The sequence below is a fragment of the Comamonas sp. GCA5 genome, assembly GCF_036541385.1.
GTDB lineage: Bacteria > Pseudomonadota > Gammaproteobacteria > Burkholderiales > Burkholderiaceae_C > Comamonas > Comamonas aquatica.
This window is the reverse complement of record NZ_JAZHFR010000025.1, coordinates 1-22,370: the sequence shown is the minus strand read 5'-3', so window position 1 is coordinate 22,370 and position 22,370 is coordinate 1. Positions and strand designations below refer to the sequence as shown.

Below are 22,370 nucleotides of genomic sequence, written 5' to 3'. Positions count from 1 at the left end.
TGCGCTGCACGGTCACTCCCCAAACTCGTCCTTGATCGCGTTGCGCGTTGTGATTCACTTGTTGGTCTCCGTCAAAGTCGCCATTCCGGATTCAGAGGTTGCCACCCCCAATGCATTCAGCTTGAAGCCCACCAGCGCGCGGTAGTCCACCTGCGGGTCCAGCAGCTTCCAGGCTTCCTGGTAGGCCGTGATCGCTTCACTGGTCTTGCCCTGCTGCTGCAGCACATCCCCCAGGCGATCGGCCGCCAGGCCCTTGAATTCGGCAGGGAAGCTGCCACGCAGCACGGCTGCGGCAGCCTCCAGGTCCTTTTCTTCCATCAGCACCGCGGCCAGACGCAGCTTGGCCGTGGCTTGGTAGCCCTCGTCCTTGGTGTGGTCCACCACCCATTGCAGGGCCGACTTGGCTTCGGGCAGCTTGCCCGCCTTCACGGAGGACTGGGCCACCAGCAAGGCGGCGTGCCCGGCCTGCAGCGTGCCGGCGTAGTCGGCCTTCACGGCATCGAACGCCTGGGCAACACGGGCCTGGTCGCCGCTTTCCACGGCCACCGCCACCACATCGGCCAGGGCGGAGGCCTGCACCGCCTGGCGCTGCTGCCACATCTGCCAGCCATTCCAGGCGGCAAAGCCGCCCATCACGATCACGGCCACGCCGGTGATGGGGGTGCCCCACTTGTTCCAGAAGTGCTTGATCTGATCAAGTTGCTCTTGTTCTTCGAGGTCGAGATGCGTTGCCATACTGGGTGTTGTAAGAGATTCAAGCCTGAGATTGTAGGGTGGCGGCCCAATCGACCACCTGCGCCAGCGGCTGCTGCACCTGGGCGCCCTGTCCATCGCGCAGCGATTTGACGGTCACCAGGCCCTGCGCCAGCTCGTCGGCACCGAAGATCAGCGCAAAGCGCGCGCCCGATCCGTCGGCTTTCTTGAACTGCGACTTCATCGAGCCCATGCCCTCGGCGCCAGCCGTGTGCATCTGTGCGCGCACGCCCGCATCGCGCAGCTGGGTGAGGGTGCGCAGCACCACGGGCATGGCGGCGGCATCGGGCACGATGGCGTACACGTCCAGACCAGGCTCGGGGATGTCGGTGCCCAGTTCCTTGACGAGCTCCAGTACGCGCTCCACGCCCAGCGCCCAGCCCACGGCGGGGGCCGGCTTGCCGCCGACCTGCTCGATCAGGTAGTCGTAACGGCCGCCGGCACAGATGGTGCCTTGCGAACCCAGCAGGTCGGTCACGAACTCGAACACGCTGAGGTTGTAGTAGTCCAGGCCGCGCACCAAGCGGGGGTTGACCGTCCAGGGCACGCCGTTGGCGTCCAGGATGGCCTTCAGGCCGTCAAAGTGCGCCAGCGAGGCCTCGCCCAGGTAGTCCAGCAGCTTGGGCGCGGCGTTCACCATCTCCTGCATCGCTGGGTTCTTGGTGTCCAGCACGCGCAGCGGGTTGCTGTACATGCGGCGCTTGGCCTCTTCGTCCATGACCTCGGTGTGCTGCTCCAGGTAGGCGATCAGCGCCTCGCGGTGCGCCTTGCGCTCCTCGGGCTGGCCCAGGCTGTTGATTTCCAGGCGCCACTGGGTCAGACCCAGGCGCTTCCACAGGGCCACGGCCAGCAGGATCAGCTCGGCGTCCACGTCGGGGCCGGCAAAGCCCAGGGCCTCGGCACCGATCTGGTGGAACTGGCGGTAGCGGCCGCGCTGCGGACGTTCGTGGCGGAACATGGGGCCGATGTACCACATGCGCTTGCCGCCGTCGTACAGCAGGTTGTTCTCGATGGTGGCGCGCACCAGGCTGGCCGTGCCTTCGGGGCGCAGGGTCAGGCGCTCGCCATTCAGCTTGTCTTCAAAGGAGTACATCTCCTTCTCGACAATGTCCGTGACCTCACCGATGCCGCGCACAAACAGCTGCGTGTGCTCGACGATGGGTGTGCGCACGTTGCGGTAGGCAAAGCGCCCCATCAGATCGCGCACCTGCGCCTCCAGCCACTCCCAGCGGGCGGACTCGCCGGGAAGGATGTCGTTCATGCCTTTGACGGCGGAGAGTTTGTCGGTCTTTGCCACTTCAGAAATCTCACCAAAAATACAGCCCTTCAAAAAGAAGAGCTGTTTGCGCTGGTTCAGCGCGGTTTTCAAAAACTTTTATTGTTGAAAGTATTTAAACACGCGCGCTGAAAGCTATTGTTTTATTCAAGCACCCGCACCCCAGCGGCGCTGCACATAGGACTCGACGATGCCCTGGAACTCCTGCGCGATCCCCTCCCCGCGCAGCGTCATGGCTTTTTCGCCGTCGATGAACACCGGCGCTGCGGGCGCCTCGCCGTTGCCCGGCAGGCTGATGCCGATGTCGGCATGCTTGCTCTCACCCGGGCCGTTGACGATGCAGCCCATGACGGCCACCTTCATGGCCTCCACGCCCGGGTACTTCATGCGCCACACCGGCATCTGGCCTCGCAGGTAGTCGTCGATCTGCTTGGCCAGCTCCTGGAAGGTGGTGCTGGTGGTGCGGCCGCAACCGGGGCAGGCCGTCACGCTGGGCACGAACACGCGCAGGCCCAGGCTTTGCAGGATTTCCGAGGCCACCACCACCTCCTGCGTGCGCGCTTCGCCCGGCTGGGGCGTGAGCGAGACGCGGATGGTGTCGCCAATGCCTTCCTGCAGCAGCACGGCCAGCGCGGCGGTCGATGCCACCGTGCCCTTGGTACCCATGCCGGCTTCGGTCAGGCCCAGGTGCAGCGCGTAGTCGCAGCGGCGTGCCAGCTCGCGGTACACGGCAATCAGATCCTGCACCCCGCTCACCTTGCAGGACAGGATGATGTTGTCAGGGTTCAGCCCGATGCTCTGGGCCAGCTCGGCCGAGGTGATGGCCGAGGTGATCAGCGCCTCGTACATGACCTGGCGCGTTTCCCAGGGCTGGGCGCGCCGGCTGTTGGCATCCATCAGCTCGGCCATGATTTCCTGGTCCAGCGAACCCCAGTTCACGCCGATGCGCACCGCCTTGTCGTACTTGGCGGCGATCTCGATCATCTGGCCGAACTGCTTGTCCTTCTTCTCGCCCTTGCCCACGTTGCCGGGGTTGATGCGGTACTTGGACAGCGCCTCGGCACAGGCCGGGTAGTCGGTCAGCAGGCGGTGGCCGTTGTAGTGGAAGTCGCCCACCAGCGGCACGTACTCACCCATGCGGTCCAGCTGCTCACGGATGTAGGGCACGGCGGCGGCCGCCTCGGGCGTGTTCACCGTGATACGCACCATCTCCGAGCCCGCCTGCGCCAGCTGGCGCACCTGGATGGCGGTTTCCACCGCATCCACTGTGTCGGTGTTGGTCATGGACTGCACGCGCACGGGCGCATCGCCCCCGACAGTGACCACGTTGTTGCGCCACACCACGCGGGCCTGGCGGCTGCGACGGGGCAGCGGGGCAGCGAGCGCGATGGGCGACGCCTGGAATGTGTTGTCAGACACTTGTTACTTCACCTCGAACCGGGCCACATTGTTCTTGGCCGCAGCGACCAGATCGAATGCAGCGCCATCAATCTGCAAGGTGGTGGCGCCGGCATTGCCCACCACCACGTGCAGAGGCCGTCCGGCGGCCGTGTCCTCGAACACATCGCCAGACTTCAAAATCTTTTCCATCACCACGCGCTGCTGCGCATCGCGCACTTGTACCCAGCTCTCGGCATTCGCGGTGAAACGCAGTTGCGTGCCATTTGCCGCCGGAGCTGCGGCTGCGGCGGCAGCGGCTGTCGCAGCCGGCGTGGCAGGGTGGCACAGTGCCGCGGCAGGCTCGGCGGCGCTGCTGGGTGCAGGGGCGGCTGGCGCAGCAGCCGAAGGGGCCACGGCCTTTTCCGCCACGGCGGGGGCCGCCTCCGCAGCAGGTGCCGCCTCGGTGGCGGCAGGTGTTGCGGCTTCGGGGGCAGGCATGAACAGCGGCTCCGCGGGAGCGGCTTCGCTCAGAGGGGTCTCGCCGCCGGCCGCGTCCTGGGCTTCCTGCCACTGCGGCAGGAAATACAGGCCGGCGCCACCGATGGCGGCAATCAGCACGGCGATCCCCAGTTTCACCGCACTGCCGGAGCCACTGTCCTGCGTGGGCGACATCAGGGAGCGCAGCGTCTTTTCCTTGAACGGCGTGTTGATGCCCTCGGGGTTGGACGCCAGCTTGGCCGCCTCGTGCTTGGGCAGCCCGGCCATCACCGGCGCCGAAGGAATCTGCAGCACGCGGCACACGCTCAGCGCCAGCGAACGCGTGAACACCGAATCCGTGAGCAAGTCCCAGCGGTCTTCCTCCAGGGCCTGCAGCTTGTGTGCCGGCACCTTGAGTGCGCCCGCCAAGGATTGCAGCGACACCTGTCGCTGCTCACGCGCCTGGCGCAGCATCTGCCCCGCACTGCTGCTGGGCAGCGTGCCCGTGCCGCCACCAACTTGTTGCTCTGCGTTGCTCACATCCACCACCTCAGTCATCAAACGCTCCCCGCTCAAACCGTTGCCATTCCTTGGAGTCAGGGAATCGCTTATGTAATTGATCCGCCAATTGCCGCATCGCCACCCGGTCCCCCAGGCTGCGCTCCACCTTGATACCCAGCCACAGCGACTGCGCCGATGCCCATTGCCCATTGTTGATGCGGCGCACATAGAAGCGCGCACGCTCGGCCTCGCCCTGCGCCAGCAGGGCATCGGCAAAATTGTAGGCAACCGCAGGGCTGCCCGGCTCGATTTCGTTGGCTTTTTCCAGCGCCTGCAAGGCCTTGTCGATCTGACCAGCTTGGCGCAGGCACACCCCCTTGGCTAGCCAGATGCGTGCCACCGATTGGCCGCTGGCGCGCGGCGCAACCAAGGCCGCATCGAAATTGCCATCGGCCACCGTGAATTGCTTTTGCAGGCACTGCACCCAGCCCAGGTTGTACAGGCTGTCGGCATCGCCGGGACGCAGGGCCAGGGCCTGCACAAAGCTCTGGTGCGCGTTCTTGTAGTCCTGCAGGCTCAGGTAGATCCAGCCTTGCAGGTTGAAGGCATCGACGTAACGGGGGTAGGCCTGCAGCGCCTGGGCAATTTCGCCCAGCGCCACTTCGGCGCGGCCTTCCTCAAAGTGCAAGGCCGCCAGTTGCAAGCGCGTCTTGGCCAGGCGGTGCACCTCTGTTTCGGCGGCAGACCCGGGAATGGCCTCCGGCTTGACGGCCGCCGGCGTGGACACACACCCGGCCAAGATACATGCTGCCACCACCCCCACGCCCAGATGGGCCTTGCTGAATATCTGCTTCATGGGAATGAATGGGGCTGGCATGCACATCCTTGCGGTCAAGAAACGGTTACGAAATGGGTGTCAGCGGTATGGTACGTTGCTTTGCCATGCGTTCCGCAGCCCGGGTCCTGTCCTTGACATCGCCAGCCAGCTGCCCGCAGGCGGCATCGATGTCGTCCCCGCGGGTTTTGCGCACCGTCGTCACGATGCCCGCATCGCTGAGCGCCTTGGCAAAGGCCGCCACTGCCGCATTCGGGGACCGCAACAGCCCAGAGGCCGGGAAGGGGTTGAACGGGATCAGGTTCAGCTTGCACCAGGGCTTGCCCTGGTGGCTGTATTTGCGCACCAGATCGATCAATTGCTGGGCATGCGCCGGCTGGTCGTTGACGCCGTCCAGCATGCAGTACTCGAAGGTGATGAAATCGCGCGGCGCAAATTCCAGATAGCGCACGCAGGCCTGCATCAGCTCGTCCAGCGGGTACTTCTTGTTCAAGGGCACAAGGTTCTCGCGCAAGGGATCGTTGGGCGCATGCAGCGACACTGCGAGTGCCACGGCACAGTCCTGTGCCAGGCGGTCCATCATCGGCACCACGCCCGAAGTCGACACGGTCACGCGGCGGCGCGACAGGCCGTAGGCATGGTCGTCCAGCATGGTGCGCAGCGAGGGGCCCAGGGCCGTGTAGTTCTGCAGGGCTCGCCCATGCCCATCATCACCACATTGGTGATGACGCGTTCATCGGTCTTAAGGTGCTTGCGCAGGAAATGCTCGGCGAACCACAGCTGGGCGAGGATTTCGCCCGTGGTCAGGTTGCGGCTGAAGCCTTGGTGGCCAGTGGAGCAAAAACGGCAACCCACGGCGCAACCGGCCTGGGACGACACGCACAGCGTGCCGCGATCATCCTCGGGGATGAAGACCGATTCCACCGCGTTGCCATCCCCCACGTCGAACAGCCACTTGATGGTGCCATCCTGCGATTCGTGCTGGGTGATGACGGACAGGCCTTCGATGCAGGCGTTGCCCTTGAGCTTTTCGCGCAGGGACTTAGCCAGATCAGTCATCTGGTCGAAGTCGCTGGCACCGCGCTGGTGGATCCAGCGAAACAGCTGCGTGGCGCGAAAACGCTTTTCCCCCAGCGACTCGCAATATGCGGTCAGCCCCTGGAGGTCGAAATTCAAAAGATTCGTGGTCATATGCAGTACCTGGACCACTTACAGGGCGGCACTCCCATGCAGGGGTGCCGCCGTTACAGCAAGCACGGCCAGCATGGGAGACATGGTATTAACGTGCGTAGACGTTCATGCCAGGGAAGAAGAAAGCCACTTCGACAGCAGCAGTTTCAGCGGCGTCCGAACCGTGCACGGCGTTGGCGTCGATGCTGTCAGCGAAGTCAGCGCGGATGGTGCCGGCTTCAGCCTTCTTGGGGTCGGTAGCGCCCATCAGTTCGCGGTTCTTCAGGATGGCGTTTTCGCCTTCCAGCACTTGGATCATCACGGGGCCGGAGATCATGAAGTCCACCAGGTCCTTGAAGAAAGGGCGGGCAGCGTGCACAGCGTAGAACTGCTCAGCGTCCGCGCGCGACAGGTGCACCAGCTTGGCAGCAGCGATCTTCAGGCCAGCGCCTTCGAAGCGGCTGTAGATTTGGCCGATCACGTTCTTGGCAACGGCGTCAGGCTTGATGATGGAGAGGGTGCGTTCGATAGCCATTTGGTTTTCCTAGTGAAAATGGAATGATTTTTTGCCGTATCGGCAAAACCCTTGATTCTAACGGGCCAGTGGGCAACCCTAGAAAGCGCTGACCTAGCCCAGCCAATCAGCGCCCGCCGCGCCGCGCGCCAGGCTTGCGCTTCGCCTGTGCGCGAGCACGCGCCAGGCTGTCGTGACCGATGTAGCCGACCGAGGTCTTCAACGGATCCGGCTGAACGGACGGCAATTGGTAGTCGTTGTTGCTGGTCCGCTTGGGCGCGGACTTGGCCTTGCGCCGCGCACGCAGCTCGCGCGCCTCTGCAGCGGCTGTCACCCGGGCCTTGGCACGTGAACCGGCACGGTCCGACTCGCGGCGCGCATTGCCCTGCTGCACAGGCTTGCGCGGCTTGGCCATGGCGATGCCGGTGGCCTGGATCAAGGCCTGCACGTCCTGCTCGTCCAGCTCCATCCAGGCGCCACGGCGCAGGCCGCGGGGCAGCTGCATGGCGCCGTAGCGGATACGGATCAGGCGGCTGACAGCACGCCCCACCGCTTCGAACATGCGACGCACTTCACGGTTACGGCCTTCGGAGATGGTCACGCGGTACCAGACATTGGCACCCTCGCCCCCGCCATCCTCGATGGAACCGAAGGCGGCCTCACCGTCTTCCAGCTGCACACCACTGGTCAGCAGCTGCTTTTCTTCCTTGGTCAACGCACCCAGCACGCGCACGGCGTACTCGCGCTCCAGACCGAAGCGGGGGTGCATCAGGTTGTTGGCCAGGGTGCCGGAGCTGGTGAACAGCAACAGGCCTTCGGTGTTCAAGTCCAGGCGGCCGACCGACTGCCACTTGCCGTTGTGCAGCTTGGGCAGGCGACGAAACACGGTGGGGCGGTTTTGCGGATCATCCAGCGTCACCACTTCGCCAGCCGGCTTGTGGTAGGCCAGCACGCGCACAGCCGGTGGATCGATCCGCACCTTGATGGGCTTGCCGTCCACCTTGATGCTGTCACCCAGCTGGATGCGCTGCCCCACGTGGGCCGGCTCGCTGTTGACGGTGATGCGCCCCTCGACAATCATGCGCTCCATCTCCAGGCGCGAGCCCAGGCCGGCCTGCGCCAGCACCTTGTGCAGCTTCGGCGATTCCACCTCGGGCTTGAGCACGCGTTTGACCGTGCCGGACTCGGGCTGCGTCTCGGCTGCATCCAGCTCCCCGGCAATCACGGCTGCAAAATCGTAGCCAGACTCGGCATTCGAGACATCCGCCAACGCGGATTGAGGGGCGTTTGCCACTTCGGGCGTGGACGCGCGGTCCATCTGCGGCTTGCGCTCGGTGCTGCGTGGCGCACGGCGAGCGGGCTTGTGTTCTTTGGTCATGATTTCCATTTCTGCGCACGCCCATTCCTATCGGCACGACGCTTGCATTATTCAATACGAGGCAGCTTGCCCCAGGGTCAGACGGGATCGGCCTCGCCGGTGTCCACCGCATCCACGGCAGCCGGCGCTTCCACCGGAACAAACACCTGGTCCATGGGCAACACAGGTTCTGCAAACAGGTCGTCGGGCACGGTATCCACAGCTACAGCAGGATCTTGCGCCATCACGGCGTCGCCCGCCTCTGCATCCAGGGCCGAGAACAAGGTGGCCTGGGCCTCCGGCTCATCCAGCATGGGCAGCTCGTCGAGCGACTTCAGCCCCAGATCATCCAGAAACTGGCGCGTCGTAGCGAGCAAGGCGGGACGCCCCACCGTTTCCCGGTGACCGATCTCTTCCACCCACCCACGGTCTTCCAGCTGTTTGATGATCAGGCTGTTGACCGTCACGCCGCGAATGTCCTCGATATCGCCACGCGTCACGGGTTGACGGTAGGCGATGATGGCCAGGGTCTCCAGCACAGCACGGCTGTAGCGCGGTGGCTTCTCGGGGTGCAGCTTGTCGAGGAAGGCCCGCATTTCCGGGCGGCTTTGAAAGCGCCAGCCCGACGCCACCTGCACCAGTTCCACCCCACGACCCACCCACTCCTGCTGCAGGCCCAGCAGCAAGTCCTTGAGGGTGTCCGCCCCCAGGTTGCCATCGAACAGCGCGCGCAAATCCCGCAGCGGCAAAGGCTGCTGCGCACAGATCAAAGCGGTTTCCAGAACCCGTTTGGCGTCAACCGTATGCATGGTTCAAGCGCGGGATAGCCTCATCAAAAGAGGGGATGGCAGACAGATGGACCGGACCCTCACGGGCAAGTGCACCAACAATCGCAGGGGCACCCACCAGGCGCCCAGCTTCAGAATCAGGATGGATTGTAGCGCAGGCCCAATTCTTCGATGGCCCGCAGGAAATCCGCAGGCGGCTCGGCCGCCAGCTCCAGGCTCGCGCCCGTGACCGGATGGGCGAATGACAGGCGAAACGCATGCAGTGCCTGCCGCACCATGCCACCGGCCTGCGCGCCCCCGTACAAGGCATCGGCCACCAAGGGGTGCCCCAAGGAAAGCATGTGCACACGGATCTGGTGGGTGCGCCCGGTGTGCAGCTTGCAATGCACCAGGCAATGCGCCTGCGTCGTATCCCAGCAGGTGATATCGGTACGCGCTTCCTTGCCGGCATGCTGCGCCAGATCCACCACCGCCATGCGCAGGCGGTTGCGCGGATCGCGCCCGATCGCCGCATTCACCGCCTGCAGCTCCGGACCGCTCCAGCGCTTGTGCGCCAGGGCCAGATAGCGTCGGCTGACGTCGCGGCGCGCAATCAAGGCCACCAAAGCGTCCATGGTGGCACGCGTCTTGGCCACAACCATCAGGCCGCTGGTGTCTTTGTCCAGACGGTGCACGATGCCGGCGCGCGGCACAGCCGCCGCGCCGGCATGGTGGGCCAGCAAGCCGTTCAGCAAGGTGCCGCTCCAGTTGCCTGGCGCCGGGTGCACCACCAGGCCAGCCGGCTTGTTGACCACCAGCAGGTGCTCATCCTCGTAGACAACGTCCAGCGCCATGGCCTCCGCCCGGAAGGACTGGCTTTGCGCCGTAGGACGCATCTCCACCGCCAGCACATCGCCCAGCTTGACCTTGTGCGAGGCCTTGGTCACCCGGCGGTCATTGACCTGCACGGCCTCCTGCGCCAGCAACTGCTGCAGGTAGCTGCGCGAGAACTCCGGCACCAGATCCACCAGCGCCTTGTCCAGCCGGCTGCCGTGCTGCTCCAGGGTCACCTGCAGCACGCGCAGCTCCACCTCCGTCGTCGCGACCTCCACGTCGGCGGCATCGTCCTCAACGGACAGGTCATGATCGGGGGGCAAGGACGTTTCACTCACACCAGCTCCTGGGTCAAAAGATGTCAAAACAAAAATGCCCGGTGCGGGTTGCACCGGGCATTTGCACCAGAGATCCGACAGACCTCCGGCCACGCATCAACGTGCGGGCAGATAGCGCGAAGGGTCGACCGGCTTGCCTTGACGGCGTACCTCGAAGTGCAGCTTGACGCGGTCGGCATCGCTGTTGCCCATCTCCGCAATCTTCTGCCCCTTCTTCACATTCTGGTCTTCCTTGACCAGCAGCTTCTGGTTGTGGGCGTAGGCCGTCAGGTAGGTGTTGTTGTGCTTGAGGATGATCAGGTGCCCATAGCCGCGCAGGCCGGCCCCCGAATACACCACGCGGCCATCGGCGGCGGCCATCACGGGATCGCCAGCCTTGCCGGCAATATCCACCCCCTTGTTGGTCGACTCGTTGAAGCCGGCAATCACCGGACCCGCAGCGGGCCAGATGAAGCCCAAACCGCTGGCATCGCCACCCGCCGAACCATTCTTCGCCGCGTCGGACGGTGGGGTCGCCACGGGTGTGGGCGTTGGCGCAGGTGCGGGTGCTGCGCTGCCCGAGCTGCCGGCCGGCGGCAAGGGCGTGGCCTGCACCTTGGTGCTGGCCACGGGGCGGGCACCTTCGCCATCCGCGCCCCCTGGCGGCACCACGCGCACCACCTGCCCCACTTCGATCAGGTCGGGATTGGACAGATTGCTCCAGCGCGCAATGTCCTTCCAGCTTTGGCCGTGCTCCAGGCCGATCCGGATCAAGGTATCACCAGGCTGCACCGTGTAGTAACCCGGCTTGCCCGCATTCTCTGCACCAGGCAGCGTGGCAGGGTCAACGCGCGCAGCGGACCCACCGCCCCAGCCACCACGGTCTTCCACCGGAGCCTTGTTCACCTGAGCGCACCCCACCAGCAATCCGCCAACCACCAAGACCGCACCCCAAGAACCAAGACCTCGCGATAACAACATATTCATTTCCCTTTCAGGCAATCCCCGATTTTAGGGGGACAAAGTGCACTGCCTCGAGCACGGATTCCGTAAACCCGTGCAACGTTTTATCGATCACCAGCAGCACCTGCTGACCGGCATTTCTTACCATGGGCGCAACCAGACGCCCTCCCACAGCCAGCTGATCCAGCCATGCCTGGGGGACGGCATCGCCACCCGCGGCCGCAATGATGCCCGCGTAGGGCGCACCTTGCGCATACCCTTGCATTCCGTCACCAAACAAGAGGTGCACATTCCTGAGTCGCAGCGGCCGCAAATTGTTCCGCGCTTTTTCATGCAGGCCGCGTAGCCGCTCGATGGAATACACCTCGCGCGCCACGCGCCCCAACACTGCGGCTTGGTAGCCGCAGCCGGTGCCAATTTCCAGCACCCGGCCCAAGCCTCCGGGAGCACGCGCGCACTCGGCCCCCTCCAGCAACTCGATCATGCGGGCCACCACGCTGGGCTTGGAGATGGTCTGCTGCAAGCCGATTGGCAAGCTGGTGTCTTCGTAGGCCTGGTTCACGAGGGCACTGTCCACAAACAGGTGCCGCTCCACGCCGCCCATAGCAGACAGCACCGCCTGCGACTGAATGCCCGAGGCCGCCAACCGCTGCACCATGCGCATGCGCACGGCCACCGAATCCAGCCCCCACCCCACGGGCGCCATCGCCGGGCGCTGAGCGGTGCCGGCCGCCACGGGCGTGCGCGCACCTGCTGCAGGTTTGGGCGCCGCGGAGGACGCAATCCATGCCGGAAAACCGGGTCGCTTGGGTTGGTTCATGCCGCGGCCCTCGCACCTGCGCTGCCATCCAGGCGGGAAGCCGTCTGCGCCCAATAGACCAGATGCTCATGGTCCGTCAGGTCCACCTTCAGCGGCGTCATGGACACATGGCCCTGGGCGGTGGCGTGAAAATCCGTCCCCTCCGCATCGTCCTTGGCTGCGCCCGCACTGCCGATCCAGTACATGGTCTCTCCGCGCGGGCTGACCTGGGTGATCACGGGCTCGGCCGAATGGCGGCGCCCCAGGCGACACAGCTTGACGCCCCCCATCTGCTCCAGCGGCAGATTGGGAATATTCACGTTGAGCAGCCATGGCGCCTGGCCCACCAGTTGTTGCTGCAGCATCTGCTGCACGATCTGCTTGGCCTTCTGCGCGGCCGCCTGCAGCTCGACCCAGTCGCGTTGCACCTGGGAGAAGGCGATGGCGGGCACGCCAAACAGGTAACCCTCCATCGCGGCGCCCACGGTGCCGGAGTAGATGGTGTCGTCGCCCATGTTGGCGCCGTTGTTGATGCCGGAGACCACCAGGTCCGGGCGGTAGCCCAGCAAGCCGGTCATGGCGATGTGCACGCAATCCGCGGGGGTTCCGTTGACATAGCGAAAACCATTCGCGCCACGGTGCACGTACAGCGGAGAATGCAGTGTCAGCGCATTCGACTTGGCGCTGTTGTTGTGCTCGGGGGCGACGACCTCGGCTTCCACCCCCTCAATGGAAGTCAAGGCAGCGTGCAGCGCGACGATGCCGGGGGCCTGATAACCGTCGTCGTTGGAAATGAGAATCTTCATGGGCTCTAAACAGATTACACCGATTGTAGGTGGCATCCAGACAATATCCAGCGGAGTATGAGGGCACACTTACACACCCTCTGGGCCGCGAGACTGCCCCGAAATTCGGCACACTCCCGAAATCCACCCCATAACTAGAAGGCATTGCTGTGGCCGCCCTCTCACCCGCTGAAATTGCACGCGACACCTTGAAGCTGTTGGCTTCGCGCCGGCTGCCCCCACCCCGGAAAATTACCAGGCCATTTACGAAGAAGTCGCCGGCCTGCTGCCCAAGCTGCCCTTCCCCAAGCCACCGCTGCGCCGCATCGCCAGCATTTTGCCCACCCAGACCCCGGCGCAAAAACGCATCACCCACGAGTTTGCCGCAGCGGTGGAAGCCGAAGACTGGACCGGCCTGCAAAGCGCCATTGCCAGCTTCGCCAAGCTGGACCTGGGCAATTCCACCTTGCTACCCCCACCCGGCCCCGTGACCGAGACCGTGCACGTCCTGCCCCCGGCCCTGGCCGACCAGATGGCGCGCATGATGGAAAGCACCCTGGCCGTGCTGGGCGATGAAGACCAGCGCATGCACGAGCTGACCGACCAGCTGGCCACTTTTTTGCGCACCGCGCCGCCGCCGCTGCCCGCGCTGGAGCAGATGCTGCACAACTACAGCTACCGGCTGTCCTTCACCGCCGAGGACCAGGCGCAGCGCCGGCAGAGCATGCTGGCCATGCTGCGCATGGTGGCCGAGCACATTTCTGCCATCGCCGCGCAGGACCAGGCCCTGCAGCAACAGGCCCAGGCGCTGACAAGCGCCATGCAGCAACCCTGGTCCCTGGCACAGCTCGACACGATGCAGACGCACCTGAAGAACCTGCTGTTCCGCCACCTGCAGATCGAAGGTGCCCGTAACGACGCCTACCAGCAGCTCAAGCAGTTGCTGGGCGAGCACACCAGCCAGCTGGCCAGCCTGGGCAAGCTCAGCGCCACCCATGCCCAGGCCTTGCAGGACTGCGCCCAGCAGATCCAGCAGACCCAGGACCTGGGCAGCCTGGCGCAGGTGCTGGAATCCGTGGTCCAGTCCGGCCATGCCCTGGCCACCGAAAACCGCATGGCCCAGGCCCAGCTGGAAGATCTGCGCGCCCAGGCCCTGGCCCAGGAGCGCAAGATTGCCGAGCTGACCGACATCCTGACCCAGTTCGAGAGCAGCACCCGCCACGACCCGCTGACGGGTGCCCTGAACCTGCAGGGCCTGCAGGAAACCCTGCAGGCGGAAGTGGCCCGCACCCAGCGCCATGCGCAGCATGTCAGCCTGGCCACGCTGCAGCTGGACCCGCTGGCGGCCACGGACCTGCCCAGCCAGGACTTGCCACCGGCCGAGTTGGCTGCGCTGACCCATGTGGCACGGCTGGTGCGCAGCACCCTGCGCCCGCAGGATGCCCTGGGGCGGGTGAACGACCTGCAGTTCGCCATCGTCTTTCCGGCCACCGACCCTGGTGATGCCGCCCAGGCGCTGGCACGCCTGCAGACCGAGCTGGCGCAGCGCCCGCTGCTGCATGCCGAGCACAAGCTGGGGCTGAGTTTCAGCGCCGGGTTGATCGCCGTGCGCAGCTCCGAGACCCCGGCCGAAGCCCTGGCACGGGCCACCCAGACCTGCGAACAGGCCCAGCGCATGGGACGGGCCCGCGTGGCACTGTCCTAATCACCACTGGCGCAGGCGCGCCGCGTGCCGCCTTCAGCCCCAACCGCGGCATGGCATTGCACCACGCTGGTGCGCAGCGTGCGCCAGTACCCACTGCGGCGCACAGCCTGCACCTGCGCGATCCACAGCCCATGGGCCACGCAGCGCCGCGGCGCTTGGTACAAGACTGCTATCACATTTCGCAGATAGCTCCCATCGCATTCCCAGAACGCAACAGGGAAAACCCGCCATCAGCAAGCGCTAACGCACATCTTGGTGCATAGTCCGCGCGCAGGACGTCCCACCCCTTGCGGCGGGACAGTCACATCTAGAAAAGTCATAACTGGCTTTTCAAAATATTCAAAGACAATCGCCAGATAGCGCTTTATTCCTATGCGCTTCCAGCTATCCACTTGATAGCTGCAGATATATGCATTACGCATGACTGGCTCTCACACGTCTTTGACCGACCAACTTAAGCGCTTTTGGCCATGCCCCTGCTGCGGCCGGACATGGACCATCGCTTTGCCGCTTCTTGTGAAAGAGGACCCTTGATGCATGTGAATTTCAGTGCGTATTACACGCTCATCCTCGCCGTGCTGGTGCTGCTGCTGGGCAAGCTCCTGGTCTCGCGCATCCGCTTCCTGCGTGACTTCAACATTCCGGAACCCGTGGCCGGCGGCCTGGTGGTCGCCGCCGTGATCTATGTGCTGCACCTCACCCTGGGCTGGACTTTCGGCTTCGAAAGCAGCCTGCAGACCGCGTTCATGCTGGTGTTCTTCTCCTCGATTGGTCTGAGCGCCAATTTCGCCAAGCTGCGCGAGGGGGGCTCGGGCCTGGTGCTGTTTCTGGGCGTGATCGCCGCCTTCATCCTGGTGCAGAACGCCGTCGGCGTTGGCCTGGCCAGTGCACTGGGTCTGGACCCGCTGATTGGCCTGGTGGCCGGCTCCATCACCCTGATCGGCGGCCATGGCACGGCCGGCGCCTGGGGCTCGGTGCTGCAAAACCAGTACGGCCTGAACGGCGCCACCACCCTGGGCATGGCCTGTGCCACCTTCGGCCTGGTGATCGGCGGAATTTTGGGCGGCCCCTTGGCCAAGCGCCTGGTCACCCAGCACAAGCTGGCCAAGTCCCGCAGCGATGCCGAACAGCTGAGCGAAGAAACCCCGGCGGTGTCCGAGCACAGCCTGGTGGCCAACTTCGAGTCGCCCAACAAAACCCCACGCCTGATCACGGCCGACGCCGCCATCGAGACCCTGGCCCTGTTTGCCGGCTGCCTGGCGTTTGCCGAATTCATGACCGGCGTGACCAAAGGCACGGCCATCCAGCTGCCCACCTTCGTCTGGGCACTGGGCGGTGGCGTCATCATCCGCAACTCGCTGGACTACATCTTCGGCTTCAAGGTGTTTGACCGCGCCATCGACGTGTTCGGCAACGCCGCGCTGTCGATCTATCTGGCGATTGCCCTGCTGTCGCTGAAGCTGTGGGAGCTGACCGATCTGGCCGCCCCCCTGATGGTCATCCTGGCCGCGCAGACCGTGGTCATGGCGCTGTATGCCACCTTCGTCACCTTCCGCATCATGGGCAAGAACTACGATGCCGCCGTGCTGGCCGCCGGCCACTGCGGCTTCGGCATGGGGGCCACGCCCACGGCCGTGGCCAATATGCAGGCCATCACCAACCAGTACGGCCCTTCGCACAAGGCCTTCCTGATCGTGCCGCTGGTGGGGGCCTTCTTCATCGACATCATCAACGCCTTCCTGATCCAGGCCTTCATCAAGTTCATCCATTGAACTAGCTGAAACTGCCTACGCGGTGGCACGCGGGCTTGGGGCACACTGGGGTTTTTTCACGGACCCCAGGAGACCGCCCCATGCACGCACCTGCTCTCGCCCGCACCCCCAACACCCTGCGCCCAGCCCCTGTGCTGGGCGCTGTCGTTTTGACGGCCTTGCTGGCAGGCTGCGGCACCCCCACCCGCCCGACCGCAGGGCTGAACTACCAGATCCCCGCGCAGCCCGAAGGCAGCTCCGGCTACACCGAGAAACCCGGCTGGGCCACCGAGCAATTCGCCGTTGCCGCGGCCAACCCGCTGGCCACCGATGCCGGCTACCAGGTGCTCAAGGCCGGCGGCAGCGCCATCGATGCCGCGATAGCCGTGCAAATGGTGCTGGGCCTGGTCGAGCCGCAGTCCAGCGGCATCGGCGGCGGCGCCTTCCTGCTGCACGCCGCGGGCTCCCAGGTGCTGGCCTATGACGGGCGCGAGACCGCCCCGGCCGCCGCCACCGAAAACCTGTTCCTGAAGGCCGACGGCCAGCCCATGGCTTTCCACGATGCCGTCGTCGGCGGCCGCTCGGTGGGCACACCCGGCGCTGTGCGCATGCTGGAGCTGGCCCACCGGGAACACGGCAAGCTGCCCTGGGCCAGCCTGCTGCAGCCGGCCATCCAGCTGGCCGAGCAGGGCTTCAAGGTCAGCCCGCGCCTGCACACCCTGCTGCGCAGCGAGAAATTCCTGCACAGCGACCCCGTCGCGCGCGCCTACTTCTATGGCGCCGACGGCCAGCCCCTGCCCGTGGGCACGCTGCTGAAGAACCCCGCCTACGCCCAGGTGCTGCGCGCCATCGCCCAGCACGGCAGCCAGGCGCTGCACGAAGGGCCCGTGGCCCAGGCCATCGTCGACAAGGTGCGCAACCACCCCACCAACCCCGGCGTGCTGTCGCTGCAGGACCTGGCCGGCTACCAGCCCAAGAAGCGCCAGGCCCTGTGCCACGACTGGAACCTGCCCGCCAGCGCGCCCGGTGGCACCGCACGCAGCTACACTCTCTGCGGCTTTCCGCCACCCAGTTCGGGCGCCATCGCCGTGGGCCAGATCCTGGGCATCCTGGGCCACACGCCCGCCGCGCGCATGCCGCTGGGCAGTGACGGCCTGCCCAGCGCAGACTGGCTGCACTACTACACCGAGGCCGCACGCCTGGCCTTTGCCGACCGCGCCCTGTACGTGGCCGACCCCGACTTCGTCCAGCCCCCGGGCGGCAGCTGGCACACCCTGCTGGACCACCGCTACCTGCAGGAGCGCGCCCGCCTGATCGGTGCGCAGAGCATGAAGGTGGCCAAGCCCGGCAACCCGGCCCAGTTCAAGGTCGGCCATGCGCCCATGCACGAGCAGATCGAATACGGCACCAGCCACATCAGCATCGTCGACGCCTTTGGCAACGCCCTGGCCATGACCACCACCATCGAGGACCAGTTCGGCAGCCGCCAGATGGTCCAAGGCTTTCTGCTCAACAACGAGCTGACCGATTTCAGCATGGCCCCCCGGGCCGCCGACGGCCAGCCGATTGCCAACCGCGTGCAGTCCGGCAAGCGCCCGCGCTCGTCCATGGCCCCCACCCTGGTCTTCGACAAGGCCACGGGCCAGGTCATCATGAGCGCCGGCAGCCCCGGCGGGGCGCAGATCATCCACTACACGGCCAAGACGCTGCAGGGGGTGCTGGGCTGGGGGCTGACGCCGCAGCAGGCCATCAACCTGCCCAACTTCAGCAGCCTGAACGGCCCGACCTTGCTGGAGGCGAAGCGCTTCCCCGCCGCCACCGTGCAGGCCCTGCAGGCACGCGGTGCCGAAGTGAAGGAGCAGGACCTGACCAGCGGCCTGCAGGCCATCACGCGCGGCGAAGCCCACGGCAAGCGCTTCTGGTTTGGCGGCGCCGATCCGCGCCGCGAAGGTGTGGTGATGGGCGACTGATGCCGGTGCAGCCCACCGTTTCCCCCGCCGTTCTAGCCTGTAGCGCTTGTCCAGCAAGCGCTGAAAGCTATGCTTTTTAGCAAAACCACGCCCCAGCACCGGCACCGGCGCCTGCCGTGGCTCGGGGTTGCCGTGCTGGCGGGCGGGCTGGGTGCCTGCAGCCTGCCCGCCCCCGTCCAGCCGCCCCAGGCCACGCAGGCCATAGCCCCGGACGTGTCCGCGCAGACCGCCCTGGGCCAGGCCCATGCGGCCTTGCGGCAGCAGGCGCAGGCCCCGGCCACGCACTCGGGCTTCTACGCCCTGGGCGATCCACGCGAAGCCTTCGCCGCCCGCAGCCTGCTGGCGCGCGCGGCCCAGCGCACGCTGGATGTGCAGTACTACATCTGGCGCCACGACAAGACCGGCCTGTTGCTGCTGCACGAGCTGCTGCTGGCCGCCGACCGCGGCGTGCGCGTGCGCCTGCTGCTGGACGACGGCGGCACCACCGGGCTGGACGACGCCCTGCAGGCCCTGCACAGCCACCCGAACGCCGAAGTGCGGCTGATCAACCCCTTGCCGCTGCGGGGCTGGCTCAAGCCCCTGGGCTATGTCACGGACTTTCGCCGGGCCCAGCGGCGCATGCACAACAAGTCGTTCTCAGCGGACGGGCAGTCCAGCATCGTGGGCGGGCGCAATGTCGGCAACGAATACTTCGGCGCCACCGATGGCGTCGTGTTTGCCGACCTGGACGTGCTGGCCATCGGCCCGGCCGTGCTTGCCATCGAACAGGACTTCGACTGCTACTGGAACCATGTCGCCGCCTACCCTGTCGACCAGGTGGCGCGCCCGGTCGCCCCAGGGGCACTCGAGGGTTTGCGCCGCAGCGGCCAGGCACTGGTGCAGTCGCCCGCAGCCCGGGACTACCGCCAGGCGCTGGAAGCCACCCCCTTTGTGCAACACCTGCTGCAGGCGCAATTGCCCATGGACTGGGCCGTGGCACACCTGGTGAGCGACCCGCCCGAGAAGATCCAGGGCCTGGCCCCGAGCACCGCCCTCATCGGCGAGCAGTTGCGCCGTGCCATCGGCACGCCCACGCAGTCGCTGGATCTGGTGTCGCCCTACTTCGTGCCCGCGGCCGCCGGGGTGCAGGCCTTTGCCCAGCTGCGCGCCCAGGGCCTGCGTGTGCGCATCCTGACCAACGCCCTGGAGGCGACCGACGTGGCCATCGTGCACTCGGGCTACGCCAAGTACCGCAAGCCCTTGCTGCAAGACGGCGTCGAACTGTACGAGCTGCGCGGCACACCACCGGACTACGCCGAGGACGGCGACCGGCTGCGCCTACAGCTGACGGCCCTGGGCAGCTCCGGCAGCAGCCTGCACGCCAAAACCTTCGCGGTCGACGGGCAGCGGGCCTTTGTCGGCTCTTTCAACTTCGACCCGCGCTCGCTGCAGCTCAATACCGAGATGGGCCTGATGATCGAGAGCCCGCGCCTGGCGCAGCAGATCAGCCACAGCTTTGACCAGACCATCCCGGCCCTGGCCTACCGCATCAGCCTGAACGCGCAGGGACAGCTGCGCTGGCACAGCGGCGTCGGCGATCCCGCGCCGGTGTACGACACTGAGCCCCAGAGCCGCTGGCACCAGCGCCTGTCGCTCTGGTTCCTGGGCCTGCTGCCGATCGAGTGGTTGTTGTGAAATTATTCATAGAGTTGCCCCAACGCCCGACGAACGGTACTACCATCGGCCTCCATGCCCCGCCAGAACACCTGTCCCGCCGACTTTCCGCCGTTCATCCTGTCGCAGATCGAGCAAGTGGCCCAGCAGATCGTCGCCACCCGCAAGGCGCGCGGGGAAACCCAGGCACAGTGGGCACAGCGGCTGGGCATCTCCCAACCGACCATGGCCCGCCTGGAGCGCGGTGACCCGGCAATTGCCACGGCCACCTATGTGATGTGCCTGTGGCTGGTCAACCCGCAGTTGGACCTGCGGCAGCTGCTGCCCTCGGCGCTGCCCGCAACGCCACCGGCACAGGCGGCGACCGCCCCCGCGCCAGCACAGACCGCGCCCGTGGCGCCATCGCCGGCCGATGAATTTGCGGACTTGCTGGCCGCCTGGCCCACACCCGGCCGCTGAACGGCTAGTCGCCAAAGCGCTCGCGGTAGGCCACGGGTGTGATGCCCAGCCTTTTCTGGAACAGGTGGCGCAGCGCCTGTTCCGACCCCAGCCCCACCTTGGCCGCCACGGTCTTCAGGGGCAGATCGCCACGCGTCTCCAGCAACTGCTTGGCGCCCTCCAGGCGTGCGTTCTCGACAAAGGCGCTGGGCGTGACGCCGGTTTCCTGCTGGAACACGCGGCGGAAGTGCCGCTCGCTCATGGCAGCTTTGTCGGCCAACAGCGCCTGCGGCATGGGCTGGTCCAGGTGCGCCAGCACCCACTGCTGGACCAGGCGCACGCCACTGTGCTGCACGGCCTGGCTGGCCAGCTGCACGCTGAACTGCGACTGCCCGCCGGGGCGCTTGAGGTACATCACCAAATCGCGCGCCACCTCCAGCGCCAGCGCGTGGCCAAAGTCCTGCTCCACCACGGCCAGGGCCAGATCGATCCCGGCCGTGACCCCGGCCGAAGTCCAGTACGGCCCTTCGCGCACATAGATGGCATCGGCATCCACCCGCACCTGGGGGTGGCGGCGCTGCAGCTCCTGCGCCACGCTCCAGTGCGTGGCCGCGCGGCGGCCGTTGAGCAGCCCGGCTTCGGCCAGGAAGAAGCTGCCGCTGCACAACGCAATGGTGCGTGCCACCTGGGGCGCCACACGCCCCACCCAGTCCACCAGCGGCGCGCTGGCCTGCAGCACCGTGGCGATGTGGCGCGCGCCCACCAGCAGCACGGTGCAGCCCGAGTCCTGCTCCACATCGGCCAGGGTGTGCGTGGCCTCCAGCGCCATCAGCGTGTCCGAGCGCACCAGCCCGCGCTGCGCGGCCACCACGCGCAGGGCATAGCCATCGGCCAGCCCCTTGGCGCGCAGGTGCACGTTGGCGTACTCAAAGACCGACATCGGGCCGATGGCCTCCAGCGCCTTGAAGCCGGGGTAGACGACGATATCGACGCGGTGGGCGCCTGCGTGGCGGTGTTCCATATCAAAAAAAGTAGCTTAAAACACAGGTCAACAGAGGGTGACAGGCATTTTTGATTCAAAGCCGGCCACCGAGCTGCCGCCGACTATACGCAGGCCCATGCCTGCGCCCACGCGGCGTGCCTGGCAACCATCGCTACAGTTGGGGCATCGCCGCCTGCGCTGCCCACTCCCCGATCGATGATTCCCGGCCCTTTGTTTTCCTGGCCCCAACTGCTGCTCCTGCTGGCCCCGTGGCTGGCTGCGGCGCTGGGCGCCGGCTTGCTGCTGTACCGCCTGCGGTGGGAATGGCGCCACCGCCACCTGCCCGCTGCGCAGCGCCCCCGCTTCTGGCGGGCGGGGGTCGCGGCGCTGTCGGTGCTGGCAACGGTTGGCTGCCTCTGGGGGCTGGTGCTGGCGCAGCACATCTGGCAGATCCAGCAGACGCTGGAGCAGCAGCACCGCTACCGCCACAGCCGCCAGCACTTCGTGCTACCGCAGGACTTTCAGTATGGCGAGCTGCGGATCCCCCAGGGCAGCCTGATCGACCGCTATGACCCGTTTGACAACGGGGAACCCCAACGACCGCTGAGCCTGCGCGGCTTGCGGGCCGTGCGCTTTCCCCACCCGGTGCAGGTGGCCGGCGCCTGGGCCACTGCCATGGAGACCAACCCCACCCGGTTGGAGCTGGCGCACGACCAGCAAATTCGCCCCGTCGCCCACTTCGACCGCCAGGCTGGCGATGGGTATGGCGCCTGGGTCCCAGACCCCGCCCGTCCGCATCTGGACTGCAAACAGGGCGAATACGCCTGGTTCCACCGGCCGCTGATCGACTACGACATCGAGGCCGAATTCGGCCAACCCGAGCCCGACGGCCCCGCCGCGCGCTTCCGCCCCAGCCAGTGGGCGGTGACGCACTGCGAAAGCAGCTGGGGGCCCATCGAACTTCCGCCGGCCGACCCTGCCGATTCCACCCCAGTCTGGGGCGCGCTGCCACCGAACGCTACGCCCTAAGAACCTGTTCAGGATCTTTAATTGTTCCCTGACAATTGACGGGTGCGAACCAAGAAGTACCCCAGCGACACGAGCCGCGAGCAATTCGAGATCATCAAGCCCTTGCTGGAGGGG

The 22,370-nt window shown here is 66.0% G+C and carries 19 protein-coding genes and 1 pseudogene; 6 read left to right on the top strand and 14 right to left on the bottom strand.

Annotated features, from left to right (window positions below):
- Positions 1–54: 54 nt before the first annotated feature.
- The 13 genes and pseudogenes from SJH88_RS08355 to surE form a co-directional block, all read right to left on the bottom strand.
- Positions 55–735, bottom strand: a complete 681-nt coding sequence (locus tag SJH88_RS08355; protein WP_042415674.1) for a YfgM family protein — start codon at positions 733–735, stop codon at positions 55–57.
- Between the two features lie 19 nt (positions 736–754).
- Positions 755–2,050 (bottom strand): histidine--tRNA ligase, encoded by a 1,296-nt coding sequence (gene hisS / locus SJH88_RS08350; protein ID WP_274754172.1) that lies wholly within the window; start codon positions 2,048–2,050, stop codon positions 755–757.
- A 126-nt stretch (positions 2,051–2,176) separates the two neighbouring features.
- Positions 2,177–3,448, bottom strand: coding sequence for a flavodoxin-dependent (E)-4-hydroxy-3-methylbut-2-enyl-diphosphate synthase (gene ispG / locus SJH88_RS08345; RefSeq protein ID WP_045267103.1), 1,272 nt, complete (start codon positions 3,446–3,448; stop codon positions 2,177–2,179).
- 3 nt (positions 3,449–3,451) lie between these two features.
- Positions 3,452–4,444, bottom strand: coding sequence for a helix-turn-helix domain-containing protein (locus tag SJH88_RS08340; RefSeq protein WP_274754171.1), 993 nt, complete (start codon positions 4,442–4,444; stop codon positions 3,452–3,454).
- Positions 4,437–5,243, bottom strand: a complete 807-nt coding sequence (locus SJH88_RS08335; RefSeq protein ID WP_274754170.1) for a tetratricopeptide repeat protein — start codon at positions 5,241–5,243, stop codon at positions 4,437–4,439. Before SJH88_RS08335 ends, SJH88_RS08340 begins: the two co-directional genes overlap by 8 nt.
- A gap of 46 nt (positions 5,244–5,289) precedes the next feature.
- Positions 5,290–6,413, bottom strand: a pseudogene (rlmN, locus tag SJH88_RS08330) (dual-specificity RNA methyltransferase RlmN).
- A gap of 88 nt (positions 6,414–6,501) precedes the next feature.
- Positions 6,502–6,927, bottom strand: a complete 426-nt coding sequence (gene ndk / locus SJH88_RS08325) for a nucleoside-diphosphate kinase (RefSeq protein ID WP_042415683.1) — start codon at positions 6,925–6,927, stop codon at positions 6,502–6,504.
- A 106-nt stretch (positions 6,928–7,033) separates the two neighbouring features.
- Positions 7,034–8,284 (bottom strand): 23S rRNA pseudouridine(2605) synthase RluB, encoded by a 1,251-nt coding sequence (gene rluB / locus SJH88_RS08320; protein ID WP_274754169.1) that lies wholly within the window; start codon positions 8,282–8,284, stop codon positions 7,034–7,036.
- A 77-nt stretch (positions 8,285–8,361) separates the two neighbouring features.
- On the bottom strand, positions 8,362–9,072 hold the full coding sequence (gene scpB, locus SJH88_RS08315) for an SMC-Scp complex subunit ScpB (RefSeq protein WP_274754168.1): 711 nt from the start codon (positions 9,070–9,072) through the stop codon (positions 8,362–8,364).
- Between the two features lie 116 nt (positions 9,073–9,188).
- On the bottom strand, positions 9,189–10,202 hold the full coding sequence (locus SJH88_RS08310; protein WP_420921729.1) for an RluA family pseudouridine synthase: 1,014 nt from the start codon (positions 10,200–10,202) through the stop codon (positions 9,189–9,191).
- A 96-nt stretch (positions 10,203–10,298) separates the two neighbouring features.
- Positions 10,299–11,162 carry a peptidoglycan DD-metalloendopeptidase family protein gene (locus SJH88_RS08305; RefSeq protein WP_043386556.1) on the bottom strand — a complete coding sequence of 288 codons (864 nt, stop codon included), beginning with the start codon at positions 11,160–11,162 and terminating at the stop codon, positions 10,299–10,301.
- A 13-nt stretch (positions 11,163–11,175) separates the two neighbouring features.
- The gene (locus SJH88_RS08300; protein WP_043386559.1) at positions 11,176–11,964 is read right to left on the bottom strand and encodes a protein-L-isoaspartate(D-aspartate) O-methyltransferase; all 789 of its coding nucleotides are present in this window, start codon (positions 11,962–11,964) and stop codon (positions 11,176–11,178) included.
- Complete coding sequence (gene surE / locus SJH88_RS08295) at positions 11,961–12,749, bottom strand: 5'/3'-nucleotidase SurE (protein WP_043386562.1); 789 nt, start codon at positions 12,747–12,749, stop codon at positions 11,961–11,963. The genes SJH88_RS08300 and surE overlap by 4 nt, the downstream gene beginning before the upstream one ends.
- Before the next feature lie 316 nt (positions 12,750–13,065).
- On the opposite strand from surE, the gene SJH88_RS08290 reads away from it, so the two are divergent.
- The 5 genes from SJH88_RS08290 (at position 13,066) to SJH88_RS08270 (ending at position 20,266) form a co-directional block, all read left to right on the top strand.
- Positions 13,066–14,433, top strand: a complete 1,368-nt coding sequence (locus SJH88_RS08290) for a GGDEF domain-containing protein (protein WP_274754167.1) — start codon at positions 13,066–13,068, stop codon at positions 14,431–14,433.
- Between the two features lie 533 nt (positions 14,434–14,966).
- Positions 14,967–16,205 carry a sodium/glutamate symporter gene (gene gltS / locus SJH88_RS08285; RefSeq protein WP_043386567.1) on the top strand — a complete coding sequence of 413 codons (1,239 nt, stop codon included), beginning with the start codon at positions 14,967–14,969 and terminating at the stop codon, positions 16,203–16,205.
- A gap of 80 nt (positions 16,206–16,285) precedes the next feature.
- A complete protein-coding gene (locus SJH88_RS08280) occupies positions 16,286–18,154 on the top strand; it encodes a gamma-glutamyltransferase family protein (RefSeq protein WP_274754166.1) in 1,869 nt (622 codons plus the stop codon).
- 69 nt (positions 18,155–18,223) lie between these two features.
- Complete coding sequence (locus SJH88_RS08275; protein WP_274754165.1) at positions 18,224–19,828, top strand: phospholipase D family protein; 1,605 nt, start codon at positions 18,224–18,226, stop codon at positions 19,826–19,828.
- Positions 19,829–19,882: 54 nt separating this feature from the next.
- Complete coding sequence (locus SJH88_RS08270; protein ID WP_231907160.1) at positions 19,883–20,266, top strand: helix-turn-helix domain-containing protein; 384 nt, start codon at positions 19,883–19,885, stop codon at positions 20,264–20,266.
- A 4-nt stretch (positions 20,267–20,270) separates the two neighbouring features.
- Here SJH88_RS08270 and SJH88_RS08265 read toward each other — a convergent pair whose 3' ends face one another.
- A complete protein-coding gene (locus SJH88_RS08265; protein ID WP_274754164.1) occupies positions 20,271–21,266 on the bottom strand; it encodes a GlxA family transcriptional regulator in 996 nt (331 codons plus the stop codon).
- Positions 21,267–21,458: 192 nt separating this feature from the next.
- Here SJH88_RS08265 and SJH88_RS08260 point away from each other — a divergent pair, with 192 nt between their 5' ends.
- Positions 21,459–22,256, top strand: a complete 798-nt coding sequence (locus tag SJH88_RS08260) for a hypothetical protein (RefSeq protein WP_274754163.1) — start codon at positions 21,459–21,461, stop codon at positions 22,254–22,256.
- Positions 22,257–22,370: the final 114 nt, after the last annotated feature.

Coding starts and splice junctions, on each gene's coding strand:
- rluB (WP_274754169.1), bottom strand. CDS start 8,284: ATGACCAAAGAACACAAGCCCGCTCGCCGTGCGCCACGCAGCACCGAG.
- ndk (WP_042415683.1), bottom strand. CDS start 6,927: ATGGCTATCGAACGCACCCTCTCCATCATCAAGCCTGACGCCGTTGCC.
- SJH88_RS08300 (WP_043386559.1), bottom strand. CDS start 11,964: ATGAACCAACCCAAGCGACCCGGTTTTCCGGCATGGATTGCGTCCTCC.
- gltS (WP_043386567.1), top strand. CDS start 14,967: ATGCATGTGAATTTCAGTGCGTATTACACGCTCATCCTCGCCGTGCTG.
- SJH88_RS08355 (WP_042415674.1), bottom strand. CDS start 735: ATGGCAACGCATCTCGACCTCGAAGAACAAGAGCAACTTGATCAGATC.
- SJH88_RS08340 (WP_274754171.1), bottom strand. CDS start 4,444: ATGACTGAGGTGGTGGATGTGAGCAACGCAGAGCAACAAGTTGGTGGC.
- SJH88_RS08335 (WP_274754170.1), bottom strand. CDS start 5,243: ATGAAGCAGATATTCAGCAAGGCCCATCTGGGCGTGGGGGTGGTGGCA.
- SJH88_RS08280 (WP_274754166.1), top strand. CDS start 16,286: ATGCACGCACCTGCTCTCGCCCGCACCCCCAACACCCTGCGCCCAGCC.
- SJH88_RS08275 (WP_274754165.1), top strand. CDS start 18,224: ATGCTTTTTAGCAAAACCACGCCCCAGCACCGGCACCGGCGCCTGCCG.
- SJH88_RS08305 (WP_043386556.1), bottom strand. CDS start 11,162: ATGTTGTTATCGCGAGGTCTTGGTTCTTGGGGTGCGGTCTTGGTGGTT.
- SJH88_RS08270 (WP_231907160.1), top strand. CDS start 19,883: ATGCCCCGCCAGAACACCTGTCCCGCCGACTTTCCGCCGTTCATCCTG.
- scpB (WP_274754168.1), bottom strand. CDS start 9,072: ATGCATACGGTTGACGCCAAACGGGTTCTGGAAACCGCTTTGATCTGT.
- surE (WP_043386562.1), bottom strand. CDS start 12,749: ATGAAGATTCTCATTTCCAACGACGACGGTTATCAGGCCCCCGGCATC.
- SJH88_RS08265 (WP_274754164.1), bottom strand. CDS start 21,266: ATGGAACACCGCCACGCAGGCGCCCACCGCGTCGATATCGTCGTCTAC.